The organism is Bradyrhizobium genosp. SA-4 str. CB756 (assembly GCF_000473125.1).
GTDB classification, from domain to species: Bacteria; Pseudomonadota; Alphaproteobacteria; order Rhizobiales; family Xanthobacteraceae; genus Bradyrhizobium; species Bradyrhizobium arachidis.
On the sequence record NZ_KI421499.1, the window covers coordinates 1,433,064 to 1,450,630 of the forward strand.

Here is a 17,567-nt window from a genome sequence, read left to right on the forward strand (position 1 = left end):
TCACCTCAGCGGAACAGCGCCGTGGTCGATTGCATCATCTGGTCGGCGGCGCTGATGACCTTGGCGTTCATCTCGTAGGCGCGCTGCGCGGCGATCAGGTCGCTCATCTCCGAGACGACGTCGACATTGGCCTGCTCCAGGCTGCCTTGCGTGATCTTGCCGTAGCCCTCGGAGTTCGCGGTGCCGTCCTGCGGCGGACCGGAGGAGGGCGTCTCGGTGAACTGATTGCTGCCGACCGGCTGAAGGCCGGCCTTGTTGATGAAGCGGGTGAGGCCGATCTGGCCGAGCACGGTCGAGGTCGACGAGCCCGGCAGCGTCACCGAGACCTGGCCCTGCTCGTTGACGGCGAGGCCCGAGGCATTGTTCGGGATTGTGATCGTCGGCTGCACCGGGTTGCCCTGTGCGGTGACGACTCGGCCCTGATTGTCCATCTGGAAGGTGCCGTCGCGGGTGTACTGGTAGGTGCCGTCGGGCATCAGGATCTTGAAGAAGCCTTCGCCCGAGACCGCGAGGTCGAGATCGTTGCCGGTCTGTGACAGCGTTCCTTGCGTCATGCTGCGCGGCGTGCCGACGGTCTTGACGCCGCCGCCGATGTCGACGCCGACAGGCACGATGGTGCCCTGATCGGAGGCCTGCGCGCCGACGCGACGGACGTGCTCGTAGATCAGGTCCTGGAACGCCGCGGTCTGCTTCTTGAAGCCGGTGGTGCGCAAGTTGGCGATGTTGTTGGAGATCACCTGAACGTTGAGTTCCTGTGCCGCCATTCCGGTCGCTGCGGTGTGAAGCGCCTGCATGTCAGTTCTCTCCTAATCAGGCCGGAACGTCGGCGAGCTTCTCGATCGCCGATTTGTGGAGGTCGCTCTGCTGCTGGAGCAGGTTGGCGATGGCGGTGTAGCTGCGCATGACCTCGACCATGCGGCTCATCTCGCCGACCGCATTCACGTTCGACTTCTCGATGTAGCCTTGCTGCGCCGTGGACTTGGTGTCGGCCTGCTGGGTCGCCGATCCCGCGCTGTAGAGGTTGGCGCCGAGCTTGCTCAGCTTGGCCGGATCGTCGAACGACACCATGCGGATCTTGCCGCGGATCGAGTCGGTCTTGGCGGTGCCCTCGAGCACGGTGATGGTGCCGTCGGGCGCGATGTTGATGTCGTGGTCGGTCGGCTGGAACGTGATCGGTCCGCCGGTGCCGAGCACGAGGTTGCCGTCGGAGGTGACGAGCTGGCCGGTGCTGCTGAGCGTGAACTTGCCGTCGCGGGTATAGCGCTCGGCGCCGTTGGCCTGCACCGCGAAGAACGCGTTGCCGGAGATCGCCACGTCGAGCGGGTTCTTGGTCTCCTCCATCGGCCCTTGGCCGACGTCGCGGAAGGTGCCGCGGTCCTGCACATAGGAGACGCGCCGGTCGGAGCCGACGAAATTGTCCTCGCGCGCGTTCGAGTTGAGGTACTCCTCGAACAGCGAATGGTCGGCCTTGAAGCCGTTGGTGTTGGCATTGGCGACGTTGTTGGCGATGACATCCATCTGCCGTTCCAACGTCATCTGCCGTGACAGGCCGATCAGAAGCGCGTTCTGCATCGGAAATCTCCCCTGAGTGGGCCTGCCACCTCGCTCTCCCAAGCGCCTTGGCGGACCCGTGAACGAGACTGTCAGGTTCTCCCAAACCTTCCGGTCCCGGCCCTCTCTCAGCGAAAGCCGTGCCAACTCATAAAAATTAGATATTACAATGATTTATCGATTTTTCAGCCGCGCCGGCAGGCGGCAGAAAGGTTCTGTTAGCCATGTTTGCCCGGCAGATTTTTCCTAGCAGAGGCCCAATCGAAAGGTTCCGTTAACCATTATTACCGTAGCGTTTGCGTGTAAGAGGAGCGCATTGCGCTGGGGCATTTGTATCGCGTCACTGTCTGCCAGGAGGCTTCGCTCTTTCGATTCCTTTGAGAGATGAGCCGGGCGACCCATGGCAGAGAATGAAGCGGAAGGCGGCGCAGCCACTGAGGGCGCAGAAGCCGCTCCGCCGAAGAACAAGCTGAAGCTCATCATCATGGCCGTCGGCCTGCTCGCCGTCCTCGGTGGCGGGGCTGCGACCTGGTTCTTCTTCTTCCGCCATGGCGAGGACGAGCATCATGCCGAGGCGGCGCCGCCGCCTAAGCCGCCGGCCTTCGTCGACGTGCCCGACATGATGGTCAACCTCGCCGGCGCGCCGGGCGAGCGCGTGCAATATCTGCGGCTTAAGATCGTGCTGGAGCTGAAGGAGGAGAAGCAGATCGAGGCGATCAAGCCGACGATGCCGCGCGTCACCGACATCTTCCAGACCTATGTGCGCGAACTGCGCCCCTCCGACCTCAACGGCTCCGCCGGCATCTTCCGTCTCAAGGAAGAGCTGACCAAGCGCGTCAACGCGGCGGTCGCGCCGATCCAGGTCAGCGCGGTGCTGTTCAAGGAAGTCGTGGTCCAGTGAGGGTAATGGGCTAGCACCATGGCCGGCAACGAGCAGATGGACCAGGATGCGATTGCCGCCCAATGGGAGGCGTCGCTCGATTCCGAGGATCCCGCAGAGGCCGCGAAGGCCGCTGCCGAAAACGAACTATCGGAGACCATGGCCCTGCAATGGGCGGCCATGGTCGAGGACGGCAGCCGCGATCTCGGCACCGGCAAGAATTCCGGCGAGCGGGTGCTGTCGCAGGAGGAGATCGACAATCTCCTCGGCTTCACCGTCGGCGACGTCACGCTCGACGACCACAGCGGCATCCGCGCGATCATTGATTCGGCGATGGTCTCCTACGAGCGTCTGCCGATGCTCGAAATCGTCTTCGACCGCCTGGTGCGGCTGTTGACGACGTCCTTGCGCAATTTCACCTCCGACAACGTCGAAGTCTCGCTCGACCGCATCACGTCGGTGCGCTTCGGCGACTACATGAACTCGATCCCGCTGCCCGCCGTGCTCTCGGTGTTCAAGGCCGAGGAGTGGGAAAATTTCGGGATGGCGACGGTCGATTCCAACCTGATCTACTCGATGATCGACGTGCTGCTGGGCGGCCGCCGCGGCACCAGCCAGCTCCGCATCGAGGGCCGGCCCTACACCACGATCGAGACCGAGCTGGTCAAGCGGCTGGTCGAGGTGGTGCTGGCCGACGCCGAGCAGGCGTTCCGGCCGCTCTCGCCGGTGACCTTCACCATCGACCGGCTCGAGACAAATCCGCGCTTCGCCGCGATCAGCCGTCCCGCCAATGCTGCGATCCTGGTGCGCCTGCGCATCGACATGGAAGACCGCGGCGGCAATATCGAGCTGCTGCTGCCTTACGCCACCATCGAACCCATCCGGGGCGTCCTGCTTCAGATGTTCATGGGCGAAAAGTTCGGCCGTGACCCGATCTGGGAGGGCCATTTCGCCACCGAGATCGTCCAGGCCGAGATCGCCGTCGATGCCGTGCTCTACGAGGCCGACATTCCGCTCAAGCAGCTGATGCGGCTCAAGGTCGGCGACACCCTGCCGCTCGACATGCGCGCCGATGCCAACGTCACCGTGCGTTGCGGCGACGTCACCCTGACCGAGGGACGGATGGGCCGGGTCGGGGATCGCGTCGCGATCCGCGTGACGAAACCCTTGCGCAAGCCAAGTACGACACTTGCGATGTTCGAGAAGGTGGACGAGCAGAACAAGATGATGGAGGCCCCATGAACCACTCCCTGGGAATGGCGATCGAGACGCTGGTGGCTATCCTGCTGATGCTCACGATCGGCTACTGCATCCTGCTCAACAAGCGCTTGACGCGGCTGAAGGCCGACGAGCATTCGCTGAAGGCCGTCATCGCCGAGTTGATCACCGCGACCGAGATCGCCGAGCGCGCGATCGGCGGGCTGAAGCTCGCAGTGCGCGACGTCAACGAGAACCTCGGCAGCCAGCTCGCGGCGGCGACGCAGATGTCCGACCAGCTCTACAAGCAGCTCGGCGAGGCCGATAACGTGGTGCGGCGCCTGTCCAAGATCGCGATCGCCGCGCGCCCCGTCACCAGTCCGGAAACGGCCGCAGCGCCCGCAGCCAAGCCCGCCTCGGCGAAGGCCGTGGCGGCGGCGGCCGAAGCCTTCTCCGAGCGCCGCCGATCCAACGGCCTTGCCGCATGAAGTCAGGGTATGAAGTCCTTTCGTAACATCCGCGTCATTCCGGTCGTCCTGGTCGCCGTCGCAGGTCTCGCCACGCTGAAGGTCGCGGGTCTCGTGATCAATGGCGGCTATGTGTTCGATTATCAGCCGAACCCGGCCAAGAAATCCTGGGCGCAGGAGAATCTGAACTTTCCGACCGGCCGCGAGGACCCCGACATCACGGGATCGACCCATGGCGCGCCGAAGGAGGCGCCGAAGCCCGCTGCGCCCGAGACCAAGCCCGAAGGCACCGTGGTCAAGGTGGAGGAAGCCCAGCCGCAGGTCTCTGCCTCCGAGCGCGCGATCCTCGAGCGCTTGCAGGCGCGCCGCCAGGAGATCGAGGCCCGCCAGCGCGAGATCGACATCCGCGAGAACCTGCTCAAGTCGGCCGAGAAGCGCATCGAGAACAAGGTCGAGGAGATGAAGGCGGTGGAGACCCGCATCTCCGCGACGCAGGCCGAGCAGAAGGCCGCCGAAGCCCAGCGCATGAAGGGCCTCGTGACCATGTATGAGGGCATGAAGCCCAAGGACGCGGCGCGGGTGTTCGACCGGCTGGAGATGGGCGTATTGATCGAGATCGCCTCGGCCATTGCGCCGCGCAAGATGTCGGACATCCTCGGATTGATGTCGCCGGAAGCCGCCGAGCGGCTGACGGTCGAGATGGCCCGAAGAGCCAATGGCGGCGGCGATCTCTCCGCTTCGGCCGGTGACCTGCCCAAGATCGACGGCAAGCCGACCCAAAAGCCGAATTGAAGGCTCATACTTAAGAAGTCCTTAATTGGCAAAACCTACATTCGAAGGCAGGGGCCGGCCTTAGCGCCGGCGTGGATCGTCGAAATCGGAAGACATGCCGCCAATGGCGCGAGAGGCTGGATTGTTGTCGCGAGCCCGCGCTTTGGCGCGGGGGCTGTCGCGTCATGTCAGCAAGGCGCCGGTGCTGGCAGTCTGCCTGATGGTCGGCTTCGGCGGCATGGCCCGGGCCGCCGATCCGATCCGCGGCGAGGCGACCTTCTCGGCCGGCGGCGGCTTTGCCCGTCTCGTGATCAAGCTCGGCGAGGACGTTCCCTCCGAGGTGACGACCGCGGGCTCCATCCTCATCGTCCGGTTCGACCGGCCGGTCGACGTTCCCGTCGACCGCGTTCCGGAAGGCGCGCCTGATTACGTCAATTCCGCCCGGCGCGATCCTGATGGCGGCGCCATCCGCATGTCGCTGGCCCGGCGCGTCACCGTCAACACCATGAATGCCGGCGAACGCACCTTCATCGACCTTCTGCCGGAAGGCTGGAAGGGACCGCCGCCGAGCCTGCCGATGGACGTGGTCAAGGAGCTCGCCGAGCGCGCGCGTGTAGCCGAGCGCGCACTGCGTGCGCAGCGAGCCGCGGCCGAGAGCAAGAAGCGTCCGCAGATCCGCGTGCGCGCTTCGATCCAGCCGACCTTCGTCCGCTTCGTGTTCGAGATGCCCGACGGCGTCGGTGTCTCCTCCGTACTCAACGAGCAGAAGCTCACGCTCGCCTTCAATGCCAACCTGAATTTCGATCTGGCGGATGCCGTTGTCGCGGCGCCGCCGAACGTCGCTTCGATCAAGCAGAAGGCCGACATCGACCAGACCAATGTCGAGATCGCGCTGATCGGCGATTCCGACGTGCACTCCTTCCGCGACGACAAAAATTATGTCGTCGACATCTCATTCCAGCCGGAGAAGGGCAAGACCGCGGCGACGGCCGAGTCCGTGATCGCGCAGGCGAAGCCCGCGGCCCAAGGCCATGGACCTGCGCCTGCGCCGGAAAAGCCTGTGGCCGAGAAGCCGAAGGAGGCCCATCGCGAAATCGCGCCGCCGACGTCCGAGACGATCGCGCGCGAAGCCAAGATCGAAGTGAAGCCCGAGGTGAAGCCGGAAGCGCCCGCCGCGATGCCGCCCGTCGAAGCGCCGAAGCCGGCGCCGGCTCCCGCGGCTGAAGCCGCGCACGCTGCGGAAGCGCCCAAGGACTTGCAGAAGGAAACTCCGAAGCCTGTTGCTCCCGTGGCGGAAGCCGCCGTACCGGTCGCTCCGGTCAAGCCAATGGCGCCTGCAGTCGCCGAGGCGCCCAAGGAAATCGTCAAGGAGATCGTCAAGGAAGCTGCTCCGGAGCCTGTCAAAGCCGAGGCGCCGGCCGCGCCGCAGCCCGCGATTGCCAGCGTCGATGCGCGCCGCGACAGCGACGGTCTGCGCGTGACGTTCCCGATTCAGGTCGCAACGGCTGCGGCGGCGTTCCGCCGCGGCGACACGGTCTGGGTGGTGTTCGACACGCCGAAGCCGATCGATGTCGAGGCGATCCGCACCAAGGGCGGCGCGATGATCGGCGAGGTCGGCCGCGTGCCGCTCGACAAGGGGCAGGCGGTCCGCATCCGTCTCACCCGGCCGCTGGTCTATTCGCTGACCAGCGAGGAGGTCGGCAAGGAGACCAACTGGCTGCTCACGCTCGCCGACAAGATCCAGGCGACGCCGCTGCCGCTGATGATGTCGCGCAACATCACCGATCCCGCGCTCGCCAATCTCGCGATCCCGTTCGCCAATCCGGGCCTGTTGCATAAGCTGACCGATCCCGACGCTGGCGACACGCTCTATGTCGTCACCGCGCAGCGGCCGGTGCGCGGCTTCATCAAACGGCAGGATCTCGTCGATCTGTCGCTGCTGGAATCCGCGCACGGCATCGCGATCCGGCCGAACTCCGACGAGGTCGGCGTCGAGGTCGGGTCCGACAAGGTCATCCTCGGCAAGAAGGGCGGATTGACGCTGTCGCCGGTCGACATCTCGTCCGAGCGCGCGCCGACCGCGGTGCGCCCGATCTTCAGCCCCGAGGGCTGGCGCAAGGGCCAGTCGGAGAATTTCTGGACGCGCCAGAGCGATCTGGTGACGGCGATCTCGGCGGTCGAGCCGGGGCAGCGTTCGCTGCCGCGGCTCGACCTCGCGCAGTTCTACATGTCGCGCGCCATGTACCACGAAGCCAAGTCCGTGACCGACGTGATGCTGAGCGATCCCCTCAACAAGGAGGAGAGCAGCGCGCTGATCATGCATGCGATCGCGAGCATCCTGATCGGCCGGCCGGCGCAGGGCCTGAAGGACCTTGCCAATCCCGCTATCGGGAACAGCCACGATTCCCAGCTCTGGAAAGCGCTGGCCTATGCGCGTCAGGGCAAATGGGCGGACGCCCGCGAGAAATTCAAGAACGTCGAATTCGCCATCGCCTCGCTGCCATTGGACATCCAGCGCATCGTGACGATGGACGCGATGCGCGCCGCGCTCGAGGTGAAGGACTATGCCGGCGCCTCCAAGCGCCGCGGCGAGATCGAGGTGGTCGGTGTGCCGCCCGAGGCGGCGCCCGGCTTTTCCGTGCTGCGCGGCCGGCTCGCCGAGGCGCTCGGCCACGACAAGGACGCGCTCGACGACTACAAATTTGCAGTTGCCTCCAACGACCGTCAGGCGGCGGCCGAGGCCAAGCAGCTGGAAGTGGCGCTGCGCCAGAAGCGCGACGAGATCAGCAAGGAAGACGCGCTGCGCGATCTCGAGACGCTGTCGATGACCTGGCGCGGCGACTCGATCGAGGTCAAGACGCTCCAGATGCTGTCGAAGATGTATGCCGAGAACGGGCGTTATCGGGACGCGCTCGCCGCGGCGCGCACCGCAACGAGGCTCCAGCCGAACGCGGAAGCCTCGCGGCAGGCGCAGGACCTCGCCTCCGACCTGTTCACGCAGATATTCCTGGGACTGAAGGGCGACGAGCTGCCGCCGGTCGAGGCGCTCGGGATGTTCTACGAGTTCCGCGAGCTGACGCCGATCGGCCGCCGCGGCGACGAGCTGATCCGCCGGCTCGCCGATCGTCTCGCCTCGATCGACCTGCTCGACCAGGCTGCCGAGCTGCTGCAATACCAGGTCGACCACCGCCTCGAGGGCGCCGCGCGCGCGCAGGTCGCCGCGCGCCTCTCCATGATCTATCTCGCCAACCGCAAGCCCGACATGGCGATCACGGCGCTGCGCGCGAGCCGCATCAGCGATCTCTCCGGCGAGCTCAGGCAGCAGCGCCTGCTCCTGGAAGCGCGGGCGCAGAGCGACGTCGGCCGCCACGATCTCGCGCTCGACATCGTCTCCAACGTCAGCGGGCGCGAGGTGCTGCGGCTGCGGTCTGACATCTTCTGGGCGGCGCGGCGCTGGCGCGAGTCCGCCGAGCAGATCGAGCTCTATTACGGCGACCGCTTCCGCGACTTCAAGCCGCTCAATGCGGTGGAGAAGAGCGACATCATCCGCGCCGCCGTCGGCTATGCGCTCGCCGACGATTCGATCGGCCTGTCGCGCTTCCGCGAGAAATACGCGCCGCTGATGAGCGAGAGCGCCGACCGCGTCGCCTTTGACATTGCCAGCAAGCCGGCCGCGGCCTCCAGCGCCGAATTCGCCGAGATCGCGAAGCTCGCTGCCAGCGTCGACACGCTCGACGGCTTCCTGCGCGAGATGAAGCAGCGCTTCCCCGACGCCACCGCCCGCGCGCCGGCCGCGCCGCAGGCCCATGACGAGACCGACCACACCGGCTCGCTGCCCACGATCCCGGTCGTGCGGCAGATCAAGATGACGCGCTAAAGCGCGATGAGATTGAGATAAATCGTCATCGCGCTTTGGCTTCTTGTTGTTTGAGCATGATCTTCTCGGAAAACCGCTTCGCACTTCTCCGGATCATGCTTTAGGAACCCTGCTACCTCTCGGCCTCTCGACAGGTGCCGCGCAAGGCGGCAACCTGTACCCCTTCATGCCGGGAGAGCGTTGAAATGAGCAAGCCTGCCAAGACCGAAGCCGAACTCATCGCGATGGCACGGGCCGAACTGAAGGCCCATGCCGATGGCCCGGACGACCTCGCCATCTCCATCGTCCGCGACGGCGACAGCTGGGAGTTCCGCGCCGACGCCGATCAGGCGACGAGGGACAAGCCAGGCTTCCCGGAAAGTGTCGCCATGCTGGTGCAGATCGGCGATCACCTCAGCAAGCAGTATGACGTGAAGGGGTAGGGGCGAACTGTAAACGTCGTCTCGCTGTGCGCCACATTCTCGGTGTCATCGCTCGCCTTGTGCGCACTTGCGCACTAGGCGGGGCATGACAGCGGAGATCGCGGCCGCTACCCCCCGTAACTCTGCACCAGGCTCCCCGCCACCAGCGACCAGCCGTCGACCAGCACGAAGAAGATGAGCTTGAACGGCAGCGAGATCGTCGCCGGCGGCAGCATCATCATGCCCATCGACATCAGGACCGAGGCGACGACGAGGTCGATGATCAGGAACGGGAGGAACAGCAGGAAGCCGATCTCGAAGGCGCGTTTCAGCTCGGAGATCATGAAGGCGGGGACGAGGATGCGCAATGCGAGCTCGTCGGGGGTGGCGGGCGGCGGTTCGCCGGAGAGATCCAGGAACAGCTTGAGGTCCTTCTCGCGCACGTTCTTCTGCATGAAGCCGCGCAAGGGCACGGAGGCGCGCTGGAGCGCGTCCTCGACGCTGACCTGGTTGGCGACGAGCGGGCGGATGCCCTCGTCGTAGGACTTTTGCAGCACCGGTCCCATCACGAAGAAGGTGAGGAACATCGCCAGCGCAATGATCACCGAGTTCGGCGGCGCGGTCGCTGTGCCCATCGCGGTGCGCAGCAGCGACAGCACCACCACGATGCGCGTGAACGACGTCATCATGATCAGGATCGACGGCGCGATCGACAGCACCGTGAGAAGCGCGATCAGCTGGATCGCGCGCTCGGTGACGCCGCCGCCGCCAGCACCGCCGCCGAGATTGATGCTGATGTCCTGCGCATAGGCAGGCATCGCGAGCGAAGCCGCGCCGATCAGGACAGATAGAAAAACAACTCTACGCGGGAGGGCCGGCAGCCTCACGAAGACGGCTTCGGACGGCCGAGCAGGGAGGCCATCTCGTCTTCGAGATTCTCAAAGCTGGTCTTCTCCGCGGCCGGCTTCGGCGGCGGGGCAGGTGGCGCCGGCGGCTCACTGCGGGCTGCGCGGGGCGGCGGCGCGGGCGGCTCGGGCGCAACCGGAGGCGCGACCGTCTCGCCGCCCGGGCGGCGCAGCGCAGCTTCGAGACGCTGCGCCATCTCGGCGAGATTCTGCTCTGCGCTCGAGGGCGCAGCAGCGGGGCCCGGCGGCGGAACCGGCGGTGCCTGGGGCACGGGCGGCGGCGGTGCGGCCGGGCGATCGGCGCGCACCGGCGGCACCTTTACGGGCTCGCTCTGGCGCGGCGGACGCGGCATTAGCGGCGGCTCGCTGCGGGCAATGCGCGGCGGCGGCAGCGGCTCGGGACGCGACTCGCGCTCGGGGCGCGGCGCGATCGGCTCCGGCGGAAAGCCGGGCAGTGACGGCTCGCTGCGGCGTTCGGCCAAAGCGGGCGCGGGCCGGCGCACTTCGTCGGCGAAGGAGGGGCGCGCAGGCCGCGGCGGCGGCTCGGGTATTGGCGGCTCGGGATGATCGAGCAGTTCGGGCCGCGGAGCCTCATCGGCCCAGCCGCCGGCATCCGGCATCGGGGCGAGGCGTGGCGGTTCGGCGCCGTTGGAACGCTGCGGAAGCTGGTCGCGGCCCGGGGCGGCGCGAACGATATTGGGCTCGACGACGATATCGGTCGGGCCGCCGATCATCAGGAGGTGCTCGACATTGTCGCGCCGGACCAGCACCAGGCGACGCCGGCCGTCGACCGCGGCAGCATCGATCACGGCGAGCCGGGGCATCCTGCCGCGCTGGGTGTTGGCGCCGAGCCGGTTACCGGCGAATCGGCGCACCAGCCATGCAGCGACGCCGATCAACGCCAGAACGACGATGAACGCGAGGATGAAGGTGATAGGGCTGCCTTGCATACATGTCCCCGACAAATGGCGCTTCTCTTGCGCCCATGGTCAGATGCGCCAACCACCGGCGTACGATGCCCCAAACTGCGATCTCTTAACGTCCCACGGCAAGTTTTGCCGTCCCCAACTCTTATTAACCTATGAATCGCCCGATCCAAAACGACTTCTTGGCCTGTGCACGCCCGGCCAAGCGGTTGGGTTAATACCACTTTTGGGAACGTAGAATCACGGGGCAGCGAATTCGTGTCCCGGCAAGGGACAAGCGAGCATCATGCGTTCCCGGCATCCTTAACCACCTGTTAACCATACACGCGGCAAATTCTGCCTAGCTTCGGACACGGGTCCGACGGCGGAAGGAGCCGCAACGATGTCCATCAACGACCTCCCGGTGCTGTCGGCGCTTCGCACCAAGATGCAGTGGCATCAGGAGCGCCAGCGCGTCCTGTCCGAGAACGTCTCCAACTCCGACACCCCCAAATTCCGGCCGCGCGACCTGGTCGAGCCGAAGCTCGACAAATCAGCCGCGGTGACCGGCTCGATGGGCCCGCTGGCGATGACCGTGACCAGCGCCTCGCACATGACGCCGTCAGGCGCGGCCTCCAGCTTCGACCAGAACAAGAATGCGGGCTTCGAGACCCGCCCCGCGGGCAATGCCGTCAATCTCGAAGAGGAGATGATGAAGGCCGCCAGCAACCAGATGGATTACGCAGCGGCGACCTCGCTCTATTCGAAGAGCCTGCATCTGCTCAAGACCGCGATCGGCAAGGGTTAGGGCAGGGGTAGGTCATGGCGAATGACAGCAGCGACTTTGCCCGCTCGATGGCGATCGCGACCTCCGGCCTGCGCGCGCAAGCCGGGCGCATGCGGGTGATCTCGGAAAACATCGCGAACGCCGACTCGACCTCGCAGACATCAGGTGGCGATCCCTACCGGCGCAAAGTGCCGACCTTCTCCTCAGCGCTCGATCGCACGCTCGACGCCCAGGTCGTCACCCTCGGCAAGATCAAGCCCGACCAGTCCAACTTCCGCGTCAAATACGAGCCGAACAATCCGGCGGCGGATGCCACCGGCAACGTTAAATATCCCAACGTGAATTCGGTGGTCGAGATGACCGACATGCGCGATGCGCAGCGGTCCTACGAGGCCAACCTCAACATCATCAGTGCGACGCGCCGGATGATCCAGCGCACGCTCGACATCCTCAAGAGCTGAACAGGACATTTGAGCCATGGCATCACCGACAATCGCCGCCAATGCCTACGCCAACCTCGCCCGCGTGCTGGAGAACAGCGGCGCCGGCAAGGGCAGCGAAGCGAGCGGGCAGTCCTTTGCCTCGCTGCTGAAAGACGCCGTCGGCAGCGTCATGGAATCCGGCCGCAAGTCCGACGCGCAGACGGTGGCGATGGCCGCCGGCAAGGCCAACGTGATGGACGTGGTGACGGCGGTCGCCGACACCGACGTTGCGGTGTCCACACTCGTGTCGGTCCGCGACCGCGTGATCGCCGCGTATGAAGACATCCTGAAGATGCCGATCTGATTTTTGGGCACGTCATTCCGGGGCGGTGCGAAGCACCGAGCCCGGAATCTCGAGATTCCGGGGTCTCGGTTCGCGAGCCCCGGAATGACGGAAACTACTGGAAGCGAGAATTCAAAATGACCGGACCCGAAACCCTCGACGTCGCCCGTGATGCGATCTGGACCATCGTGATCGTGTCGTCGCCCCTGATGGTGGTCGGCCTCGTGGTCGGCGTCATCGTGTCGCTGTTCCAGGCGCTGACGCAGATCCAGGAGCAGACGCTGATCTACGTGCCGAAGATCCTCGCCATCTTTGCCACGATGCTATTAGCGCTTCCATTCATGGCCGACTCGCTCCACGCGCACATGCTGCGGATCTCGTCGCGAATCATCGGCGGCTGAGGCACAATGCGCCCGTCATGCGCATCGACGTCTCGCTGCTGCCGGCGCTCGCCGCGTCCTTCATGCTCGCCTTCGCCCGGGTCGGCGCGATGGTGATGCTGCTGCCAGGCCTCGGCGAGACCAACATCCCGACGCGCATAAAACTGTCGATCGCGCTGCTGCTCACGCTGATCATCCTGCCGTTGCACCGCAATGCCTATCATGTCGACATGGGATCGCTGGCGCCGCTTCTGGTGCTGATGCTGCATGAGATCGTGATCGGTATCGTGCTGGGCGCGACTGCGCGCGTGACGCTGTCGGCCCTGCAAGTCGCCGGCTCCGTGATCGCGCAGCAGATGGGGCTCGGCTTCGTCACCTCGGTCGATCCGACACAGGGCCAGCAGGGCGTGCTGGTCGGCAACTTCCTGACCATGCTCGGCGTCACGCTGCTGTTCGCCACCGACAGCCATCACCTCGTGATCGCGGCGCTGAACGACAGCTACTCAATTTTCTCGCCTGGTGAGACCGTGTCGAGCGGCGATGTCGCTTCGCTGGCGACGCGCGCCTTCGCCGCCGCGTTCCGCCTGGGCCTGCAGCTCTCCGGGCCGTTCCTGGTGTTCGGCCTCGTCTTCAATATCGGGCTCGGTGTGCTGGCGCGGCTGATGCCGCAGATGCAGGTCTACTTCGTCGGCGTGCCGCTGTCGATCTTCGCGGGCTTCCTGGTGCTCGCCGTGGTGCTCACCGCGATGATGGGCACGTATCTGGATTACTTCATCGGTGTCATGCACCAGATGATGCCGCTCAAATAGGTGATCGATGGCGGAAGACAACGATCCCGAAAGTCAAACAGAAGACCCGACACAAAAGCGCCTCGACGAAGCGCTCGAACGCGGCGACGTTGCGAAAAGCCAGGAGATCAACACCTGGTTCATGATCGCGGGCGGCACGCTCGTGGTCTCGACCTTTTCGGGATCGGTCGGCAGCGGGCTGGTGACGCCGATGCGCAACCTGCTCGCCAATTCCTGGATGATCAGGACCGACGGCAGGAACCTGCTCGCGCTGATGCAGCAGATCGAGTTCGCCGTGCTCGCCGCGGTCGGCGTGCCGCTCTTGATGCTGGTGCTGGCGGCGATTGCCGGCAACATGCTCCAGCACCGCCTGGTGTGGTCGGCCGAATCCCTCAAGCCAAAATTCAGCAAGCTCTCGCCCGCCGAGGGCTTCAAGCGCATCTTCGGCAAGCAGGCGGCGGCGAACTTCCTCAAGGGGCTCGGCAAGCTCGTCGTGCTCGGCGCGGTTATGACCATAGTCCTATGGCCGGAGCGGCATCGCATGGAGGCGATGGTCAAGCTCGATCCGGCCGCCATGCTGGGCGCTACCACCAGCATGACCATCCATCTGCTCGGGGCGGTGGTCGCGGCGCTCGCGATCATCGCGATCGGCGACTATTTCTTCCAGTATCGCAGCTGGTTCCAGCGGCAGAAGATGTCGCTCCAGGAGATCAAGGAAGAGTTCAAGCAGTCCGAAGGCGACCCGCACATCAAGGGCAAGCTCAGGCAATTGCGCCAGCAGCGTTCCAAGAAGCGCATGATGGCCGCGGTTCCCAAGGCCTCCGTGATCATCACCAACCCGACCCACTATTCGGTGGCGCTGTCCTACGAGCGCGGCATGTCGGCGCCGATCTGCGTCGCCAAGGGCGTCGACAACCTCGCCTTCAAGATCCGGGAGATCGCGCGCGAGCACGACATCCCGATCGTCGAGAACGTGCCGCTGGCCCGCGCGCTCTACGCCACCGTCGATATCGACCAGGAAATCCCGACCGAGCACTACCATGCGGTGGCCGAAGTCATCGGCTACGTCATGCGGCTGAAGCGCGGATTTGGCGCCGGGCGGGGATAAAACACCCGAAAAGTACCGGAAATGGCCGTAATCTGGGAATCAGCGTACCTTTCGCCCCTGCTGCCCTTGCGCCTCCGGGTCCGATTGAGGCAGGGAAGGCCCCGTGCGCGCGGCGGCGCGTTGATTCTCTGCCAACAGGCTGCGCCAGCTTGAGATGACTGCTGAGACCGACCACGACCTCACACGCGAGCCCGTTGCGGCGCACGAGCCGTCGCCGCGCTCGGGCAGCATTGCGCTGGTGCTGCTGGTGGCCGCCGGTCTCGTTGCGGTCGCCATCGGGCTGATGACGCTCGGGCGCGCGCAGGCGCAGCCTTACATCCTCGGCATCCTCGCCGTGCTGGCGATGGTCGGCCTGTTCAACCTGTTCGCCTTCGCCGCCGGCATCATCCGCTTCGCCGACCGAAATCTCGACGATCCCATCATCGCCCGCATCTCCGATCATGCCTTCGACGGCCTCGCCGTGACCGATCCGCGCGGCCATGTGGTCTATTCCAACGCGGCCTATCTGACATTGACGGGCGCTGCCGGTCCGCAGGACGTGCGGCCCGTCGAGCGCGTCTTCATCGGCAACCCTGACGTTTCCGAGGCCGTATTCCGCCTGCTGAAGGCTGCCCGCGAGGGCAAGCGGCAGCAGGAAGAGGTGCGCATCTCCGGCCACGAGGGCAGCCAGGGCCGCTGGCTGCGGATGCGGGTACGTCCGCTCGGCAGCGGCAAGCGCGAGGCGAAATACGCGGTGTGGTCGATCGCCGACATCACCCGCGACCGCGAGCGCCAGGAGGACGTGTTCCAGGAGCTCCAGCACGCGATCGAATATCTCGATCACGCGCCTTGCGGCTTCTTCTCGGTCAATCCGGCCGGCGAGCTTGCCTATGTCAACGCGACGCTGGCGAACTGGCTCGACTACGACCTCGCCGAGATCGGTTCCGGCGGGTTGAAGCTCACCGACATCGTCTCCGGCGACGGCGCCTCGCTGCTCACCGCGATCGTGGCGGTTCCGGGCGAGGTGAAGACCGAGGTCTTCGACATCGATCTGCGCATGCGTACCGGCAAGACCATGCCGGTGCGGCTCTATCACAAGCTCGCCTTCGGCGCCGACGGTGGGCCGGGGCCGTCGCGCACGCTCGTCATCAGCCGCGCCCGCGACGAGCGCAGCGATCCCGATCGGGCCGCCGAAGTGCGCTTCATGCGCTTCTTCGACCACACGCCGATGGCGATCGCCACCGTCGATCGCGCCGGAAATGTCGTGCGGGCGAACGCGCGCTACGCCAAGCTCGGCCAGGCGCTCGGCCTCGACAGCGCCGCCAAGTCGATCTTCCGCGCGGTCAATTCGCGCGACCGCCAGCTCCTGATCGCGGCCATCAACCAGGCCGCCGACGGCCAGGCCGACGTCGCGCCGGTTGAGGTGGCGCTGGAAGGCACCAAGGAGCGCTGGGGCCAATTCTTCGTCACGCCAGTGGACGCCGCCGAGAACGAGGCGGAAGCGGCCATCGTGCACATGCTCGAGACCACCGAGCGGCGTGCGCTGGAAAACCAGATCAACCAGTCGCAGAAGATGGAGACGGTCGGCCAGCTCGCCGGCGGCATCGCGCACGACTTCAACAACGTGCTCTCCGCCATCATGATGGCGAACGACTTCCTGCTGAACGCGCACAAGCCGACCGATCCGTCGTTCCAGGACATCATGCAGATCAAGCAGAACGCGACGCGCGCCGCCACATTGGTGCGGCAGCTGCTGGCGTTCTCGCGGCGGCAGACGCTCCGGCCGCAGGTGCTCGATCTCGGCGACGCGCTGTCCGACCTTGCCATGCTGCTGCGCCGGCTGATCGGCGAAAAGGTCAAGCACGAGACCATCCACGGCCGCGATCTCTGGCCGGTCAAGGTCGACGTCTCCCAGTTCGAGCAGGTCATCGTCAACCTCGCGGTCAACGCCCGCGACGCCATGCCCGACGGCGGCAAGCTGATCATCCGCACCGCCAACGTTACCGCCGAGGAAGCAGCCAAGCTCGCCTACAAGGGCATGCCGGCCGCGGACTATGTGCGGATCGAGGTCGCCGACACCGGCACCGGCATTCCCGCCGACATCCGCGACAAGATCTTCGAGCCGTTCTTCTCGACGAAAGAGGTGGGCAAAGGCACCGGCCTCGGTCTCTCCACCGTCTACGGCATCGTCAAGCAGACCGGCGGCTTCATTTACGTGGACTCGGAGCCGGGGCAGGGTACCTCGTTCCACATCTTCCTGCCGCGCCATCATCCCGAGGCGGAGGTGCAGGTGGAGCAGCCGCCGGCCACGGCCGTCAGCGCCACCAATGGCGCCGCGAAGGAGGCCGCGCCCGCGGCCGCGGAGGCGAAGCCCCGTACCGATCTCACCGGGCAGGGCACCATCCTTCTCGTCGAGGACGAAGAGGGCCTGCGCGCGCTCAACGCCCGCGGCCTGCGCTCGCGCGGCTACACCGTGGTCGAGGCCGAGAACGGCGTCGAAGCCATGGAGGTGCTGGACGAGCAGAGCGGTGCGATCGATCTCGTCGTCTCCGACGTCGTGATGCCAGAGATGGACGGCCCGACGCTGCTCAAGGCAATGCGCGAGAAGAATCCCGACATCAAGTTCATCTTCGTCTCCGGCTACGCCGAGGACGCGTTCGAGAAGAGCCTGCCCGAGGGCCAGCAGTTCGACTTCCTGCCAAAGCCGTTCACCCTCAGCCAGCTCGTGGCGGCGGTGAAGGAGACGATGACGAAGCAGGGGTGAGGGCGCGCGCTCTCCACGCTCTCCGTCAATGCGAGGAGCGAA

17 protein-coding genes are annotated in these 17,567 nt (G+C 65.7%); 13 read left to right on the forward strand and 4 right to left on the reverse strand.

What is annotated here, in order from left to right:
- Positions 1 to 5 precede the first annotated feature (5 nt).
- On the reverse strand, positions 6 to 794 hold the full coding sequence (flgG, locus tag BRAGE_RS0106875) for a flagellar basal-body rod protein FlgG (protein WP_027560325.1): 789 nt from the start codon (positions 792 to 794) through the stop codon (positions 6 to 8).
- A gap of 16 nt (positions 795 to 810) precedes the next feature.
- On the reverse strand, positions 811 to 1,572 hold the full coding sequence (gene flgF, locus BRAGE_RS0106880; RefSeq protein ID WP_027560324.1) for a flagellar basal-body rod protein FlgF: 762 nt from the start codon (positions 1,570 to 1,572) through the stop codon (positions 811 to 813).
- A gap of 379 nt (positions 1,573 to 1,951) precedes the next feature.
- Between flgF and fliL the strand changes: the two genes are divergently transcribed.
- From fliL to BRAGE_RS0106910, 6 genes are all read left to right on the forward strand, one after another.
- Entirely contained in the window at positions 1,952 to 2,452 is a 501-nt protein-coding gene (fliL, locus tag BRAGE_RS0106885) for a flagellar basal body-associated protein FliL (RefSeq protein WP_027560323.1), read from the forward strand.
- A gap of 18 nt (positions 2,453 to 2,470) precedes the next feature.
- Positions 2,471 to 3,673 (forward strand): flagellar motor switch protein FliM, encoded by a 1,203-nt coding sequence (fliM, locus tag BRAGE_RS0106890; protein ID WP_027560322.1) that lies wholly within the window; start codon positions 2,471 to 2,473, stop codon positions 3,671 to 3,673.
- Positions 3,670 to 4,116, forward strand: coding sequence for a DUF6468 domain-containing protein (locus BRAGE_RS0106895; protein ID WP_027560321.1), 447 nt, complete (start codon positions 3,670 to 3,672; stop codon positions 4,114 to 4,116). Before fliM ends, BRAGE_RS0106895 begins: the two co-directional genes overlap by 4 nt.
- A gap of 9 nt (positions 4,117 to 4,125) precedes the next feature.
- Positions 4,126 to 4,887, forward strand: a complete 762-nt coding sequence (locus BRAGE_RS0106900; protein ID WP_027560320.1) for a MotE family protein — start codon at positions 4,126 to 4,128, stop codon at positions 4,885 to 4,887.
- A gap of 94 nt (positions 4,888 to 4,981) precedes the next feature.
- Positions 4,982 to 8,743, forward strand: a complete 3,762-nt coding sequence (locus tag BRAGE_RS0106905) for a tetratricopeptide repeat protein (protein ID WP_416207763.1) — start codon at positions 4,982 to 4,984, stop codon at positions 8,741 to 8,743.
- A 185-nt stretch (positions 8,744 to 8,928) separates the two neighbouring features.
- Positions 8,929 to 9,165 carry a hypothetical protein gene (locus BRAGE_RS0106910; RefSeq protein WP_027560318.1) on the forward strand — a complete coding sequence of 79 codons (237 nt, stop codon included), beginning with the start codon at positions 8,929 to 8,931 and terminating at the stop codon, positions 9,163 to 9,165.
- 107 nt (positions 9,166 to 9,272) lie between these two features.
- On the opposite strand, the gene fliP is transcribed toward BRAGE_RS0106910, so the two are convergent.
- A complete protein-coding gene (gene fliP / locus BRAGE_RS0106915; RefSeq protein ID WP_027560317.1) occupies positions 9,273 to 10,031 on the reverse strand; it encodes a flagellar type III secretion system pore protein FliP in 759 nt (252 codons plus the stop codon).
- Positions 10,028 to 10,999 carry a flagellar biosynthetic protein FliO gene (locus BRAGE_RS0106920; protein WP_027560316.1) on the reverse strand — a complete coding sequence of 324 codons (972 nt, stop codon included), beginning with the start codon at positions 10,997 to 10,999 and terminating at the stop codon, positions 10,028 to 10,030. Before BRAGE_RS0106920 ends, fliP begins: the two co-directional genes overlap by 4 nt.
- A gap of 358 nt (positions 11,000 to 11,357) precedes the next feature.
- Here BRAGE_RS0106920 and flgB point away from each other — a divergent pair, with 358 nt between their 5' ends.
- The 7 genes from flgB to cckA all read left to right on the forward strand — a co-directional run bounded on the left by flgB (position 11,358) and on the right by cckA (position 17,525).
- Complete coding sequence (flgB, locus tag BRAGE_RS0106925) at positions 11,358 to 11,762, forward strand: flagellar basal body rod protein FlgB (RefSeq protein WP_027560315.1); 405 nt, start codon at positions 11,358 to 11,360, stop codon at positions 11,760 to 11,762.
- A gap of 14 nt (positions 11,763 to 11,776) precedes the next feature.
- Positions 11,777 to 12,202: a flagellar basal body rod protein FlgC gene (gene flgC, locus BRAGE_RS0106930; RefSeq protein WP_027560314.1), complete on the forward strand. Its 426-nt coding sequence runs from the start codon at positions 11,777 to 11,779 to the stop codon at positions 12,200 to 12,202.
- Positions 12,203 to 12,218: 16 nt separating this feature from the next.
- Entirely contained in the window at positions 12,219 to 12,527 is a 309-nt protein-coding gene (gene fliE, locus BRAGE_RS0106935; RefSeq protein ID WP_027560313.1) for a flagellar hook-basal body complex protein FliE, read from the forward strand.
- A gap of 116 nt (positions 12,528 to 12,643) precedes the next feature.
- Positions 12,644 to 12,907: a flagellar biosynthesis protein FliQ gene (fliQ, locus tag BRAGE_RS0106940; RefSeq protein ID WP_011088555.1), complete on the forward strand. Its 264-nt coding sequence runs from the start codon at positions 12,644 to 12,646 to the stop codon at positions 12,905 to 12,907.
- A 17-nt stretch (positions 12,908 to 12,924) separates the two neighbouring features.
- Positions 12,925 to 13,695, forward strand: a complete 771-nt coding sequence (gene fliR / locus BRAGE_RS0106945; protein ID WP_027560312.1) for a flagellar biosynthetic protein FliR — start codon at positions 12,925 to 12,927, stop codon at positions 13,693 to 13,695.
- Between the two features lie 7 nt (positions 13,696 to 13,702).
- Positions 13,703 to 14,782, forward strand: coding sequence for a flagellar biosynthesis protein FlhB (gene flhB, locus BRAGE_RS0106950; RefSeq protein WP_027560311.1), 1,080 nt, complete (start codon positions 13,703 to 13,705; stop codon positions 14,780 to 14,782).
- Between the two features lie 154 nt (positions 14,783 to 14,936).
- On the forward strand, positions 14,937 to 17,525 hold the full coding sequence (cckA, locus tag BRAGE_RS0106955) for a cell cycle histidine kinase CckA (RefSeq protein ID WP_027560310.1): 2,589 nt from the start codon (positions 14,937 to 14,939) through the stop codon (positions 17,523 to 17,525).
- Positions 17,526 to 17,567: the final 42 nt, after the last annotated feature.

What these genes read in the sequence shown, in the direction of transcription:
- flgG (WP_027560325.1), bottom strand. Translation starts at nt 794, where the DNA reads ATGCAGGCGCTTCACACCGCAGCGACCGGAATGGCGGCACAGGAACTC.
- fliR (WP_027560312.1), top strand. Translation starts at nt 12,925, where the DNA reads ATGCGCATCGACGTCTCGCTGCTGCCGGCGCTCGCCGCGTCCTTCATG.
- flgB (WP_027560315.1), top strand. Translation starts at nt 11,358, where the DNA reads ATGTCCATCAACGACCTCCCGGTGCTGTCGGCGCTTCGCACCAAGATG.
- fliE (WP_027560313.1), top strand. Translation starts at nt 12,219, where the DNA reads ATGGCATCACCGACAATCGCCGCCAATGCCTACGCCAACCTCGCCCGC.
- BRAGE_RS0106895 (WP_027560321.1), top strand. Translation starts at nt 3,670, where the DNA reads ATGAACCACTCCCTGGGAATGGCGATCGAGACGCTGGTGGCTATCCTG.
- BRAGE_RS0106900 (WP_027560320.1), top strand. Translation starts at nt 4,126, where the DNA reads ATGAAGTCCTTTCGTAACATCCGCGTCATTCCGGTCGTCCTGGTCGCC.
- cckA (WP_027560310.1), top strand. Translation starts at nt 14,937, where the DNA reads ATGACTGCTGAGACCGACCACGACCTCACACGCGAGCCCGTTGCGGCG.
- flhB (WP_027560311.1), top strand. Translation starts at nt 13,703, where the DNA reads ATGGCGGAAGACAACGATCCCGAAAGTCAAACAGAAGACCCGACACAA.
- fliQ (WP_011088555.1), top strand. Translation starts at nt 12,644, where the DNA reads ATGACCGGACCCGAAACCCTCGACGTCGCCCGTGATGCGATCTGGACC.
- flgF (WP_027560324.1), bottom strand. Translation starts at nt 1,572, where the DNA reads ATGCAGAACGCGCTTCTGATCGGCCTGTCACGGCAGATGACGTTGGAA.
- flgC (WP_027560314.1), top strand. Translation starts at nt 11,777, where the DNA reads ATGGCGAATGACAGCAGCGACTTTGCCCGCTCGATGGCGATCGCGACC.
- fliL (WP_027560323.1), top strand. Translation starts at nt 1,952, where the DNA reads ATGGCAGAGAATGAAGCGGAAGGCGGCGCAGCCACTGAGGGCGCAGAA.
- BRAGE_RS0106920 (WP_027560316.1), bottom strand. Translation starts at nt 10,999, where the DNA reads ATGCAAGGCAGCCCTATCACCTTCATCCTCGCGTTCATCGTCGTTCTG.
- BRAGE_RS0106905 (WP_416207763.1), top strand. Translation starts at nt 4,982, where the DNA reads ATGCCGCCAATGGCGCGAGAGGCTGGATTGTTGTCGCGAGCCCGCGCT.
- BRAGE_RS0106910 (WP_027560318.1), top strand. Translation starts at nt 8,929, where the DNA reads ATGAGCAAGCCTGCCAAGACCGAAGCCGAACTCATCGCGATGGCACGG.
- fliM (WP_027560322.1), top strand. Translation starts at nt 2,471, where the DNA reads ATGGCCGGCAACGAGCAGATGGACCAGGATGCGATTGCCGCCCAATGG.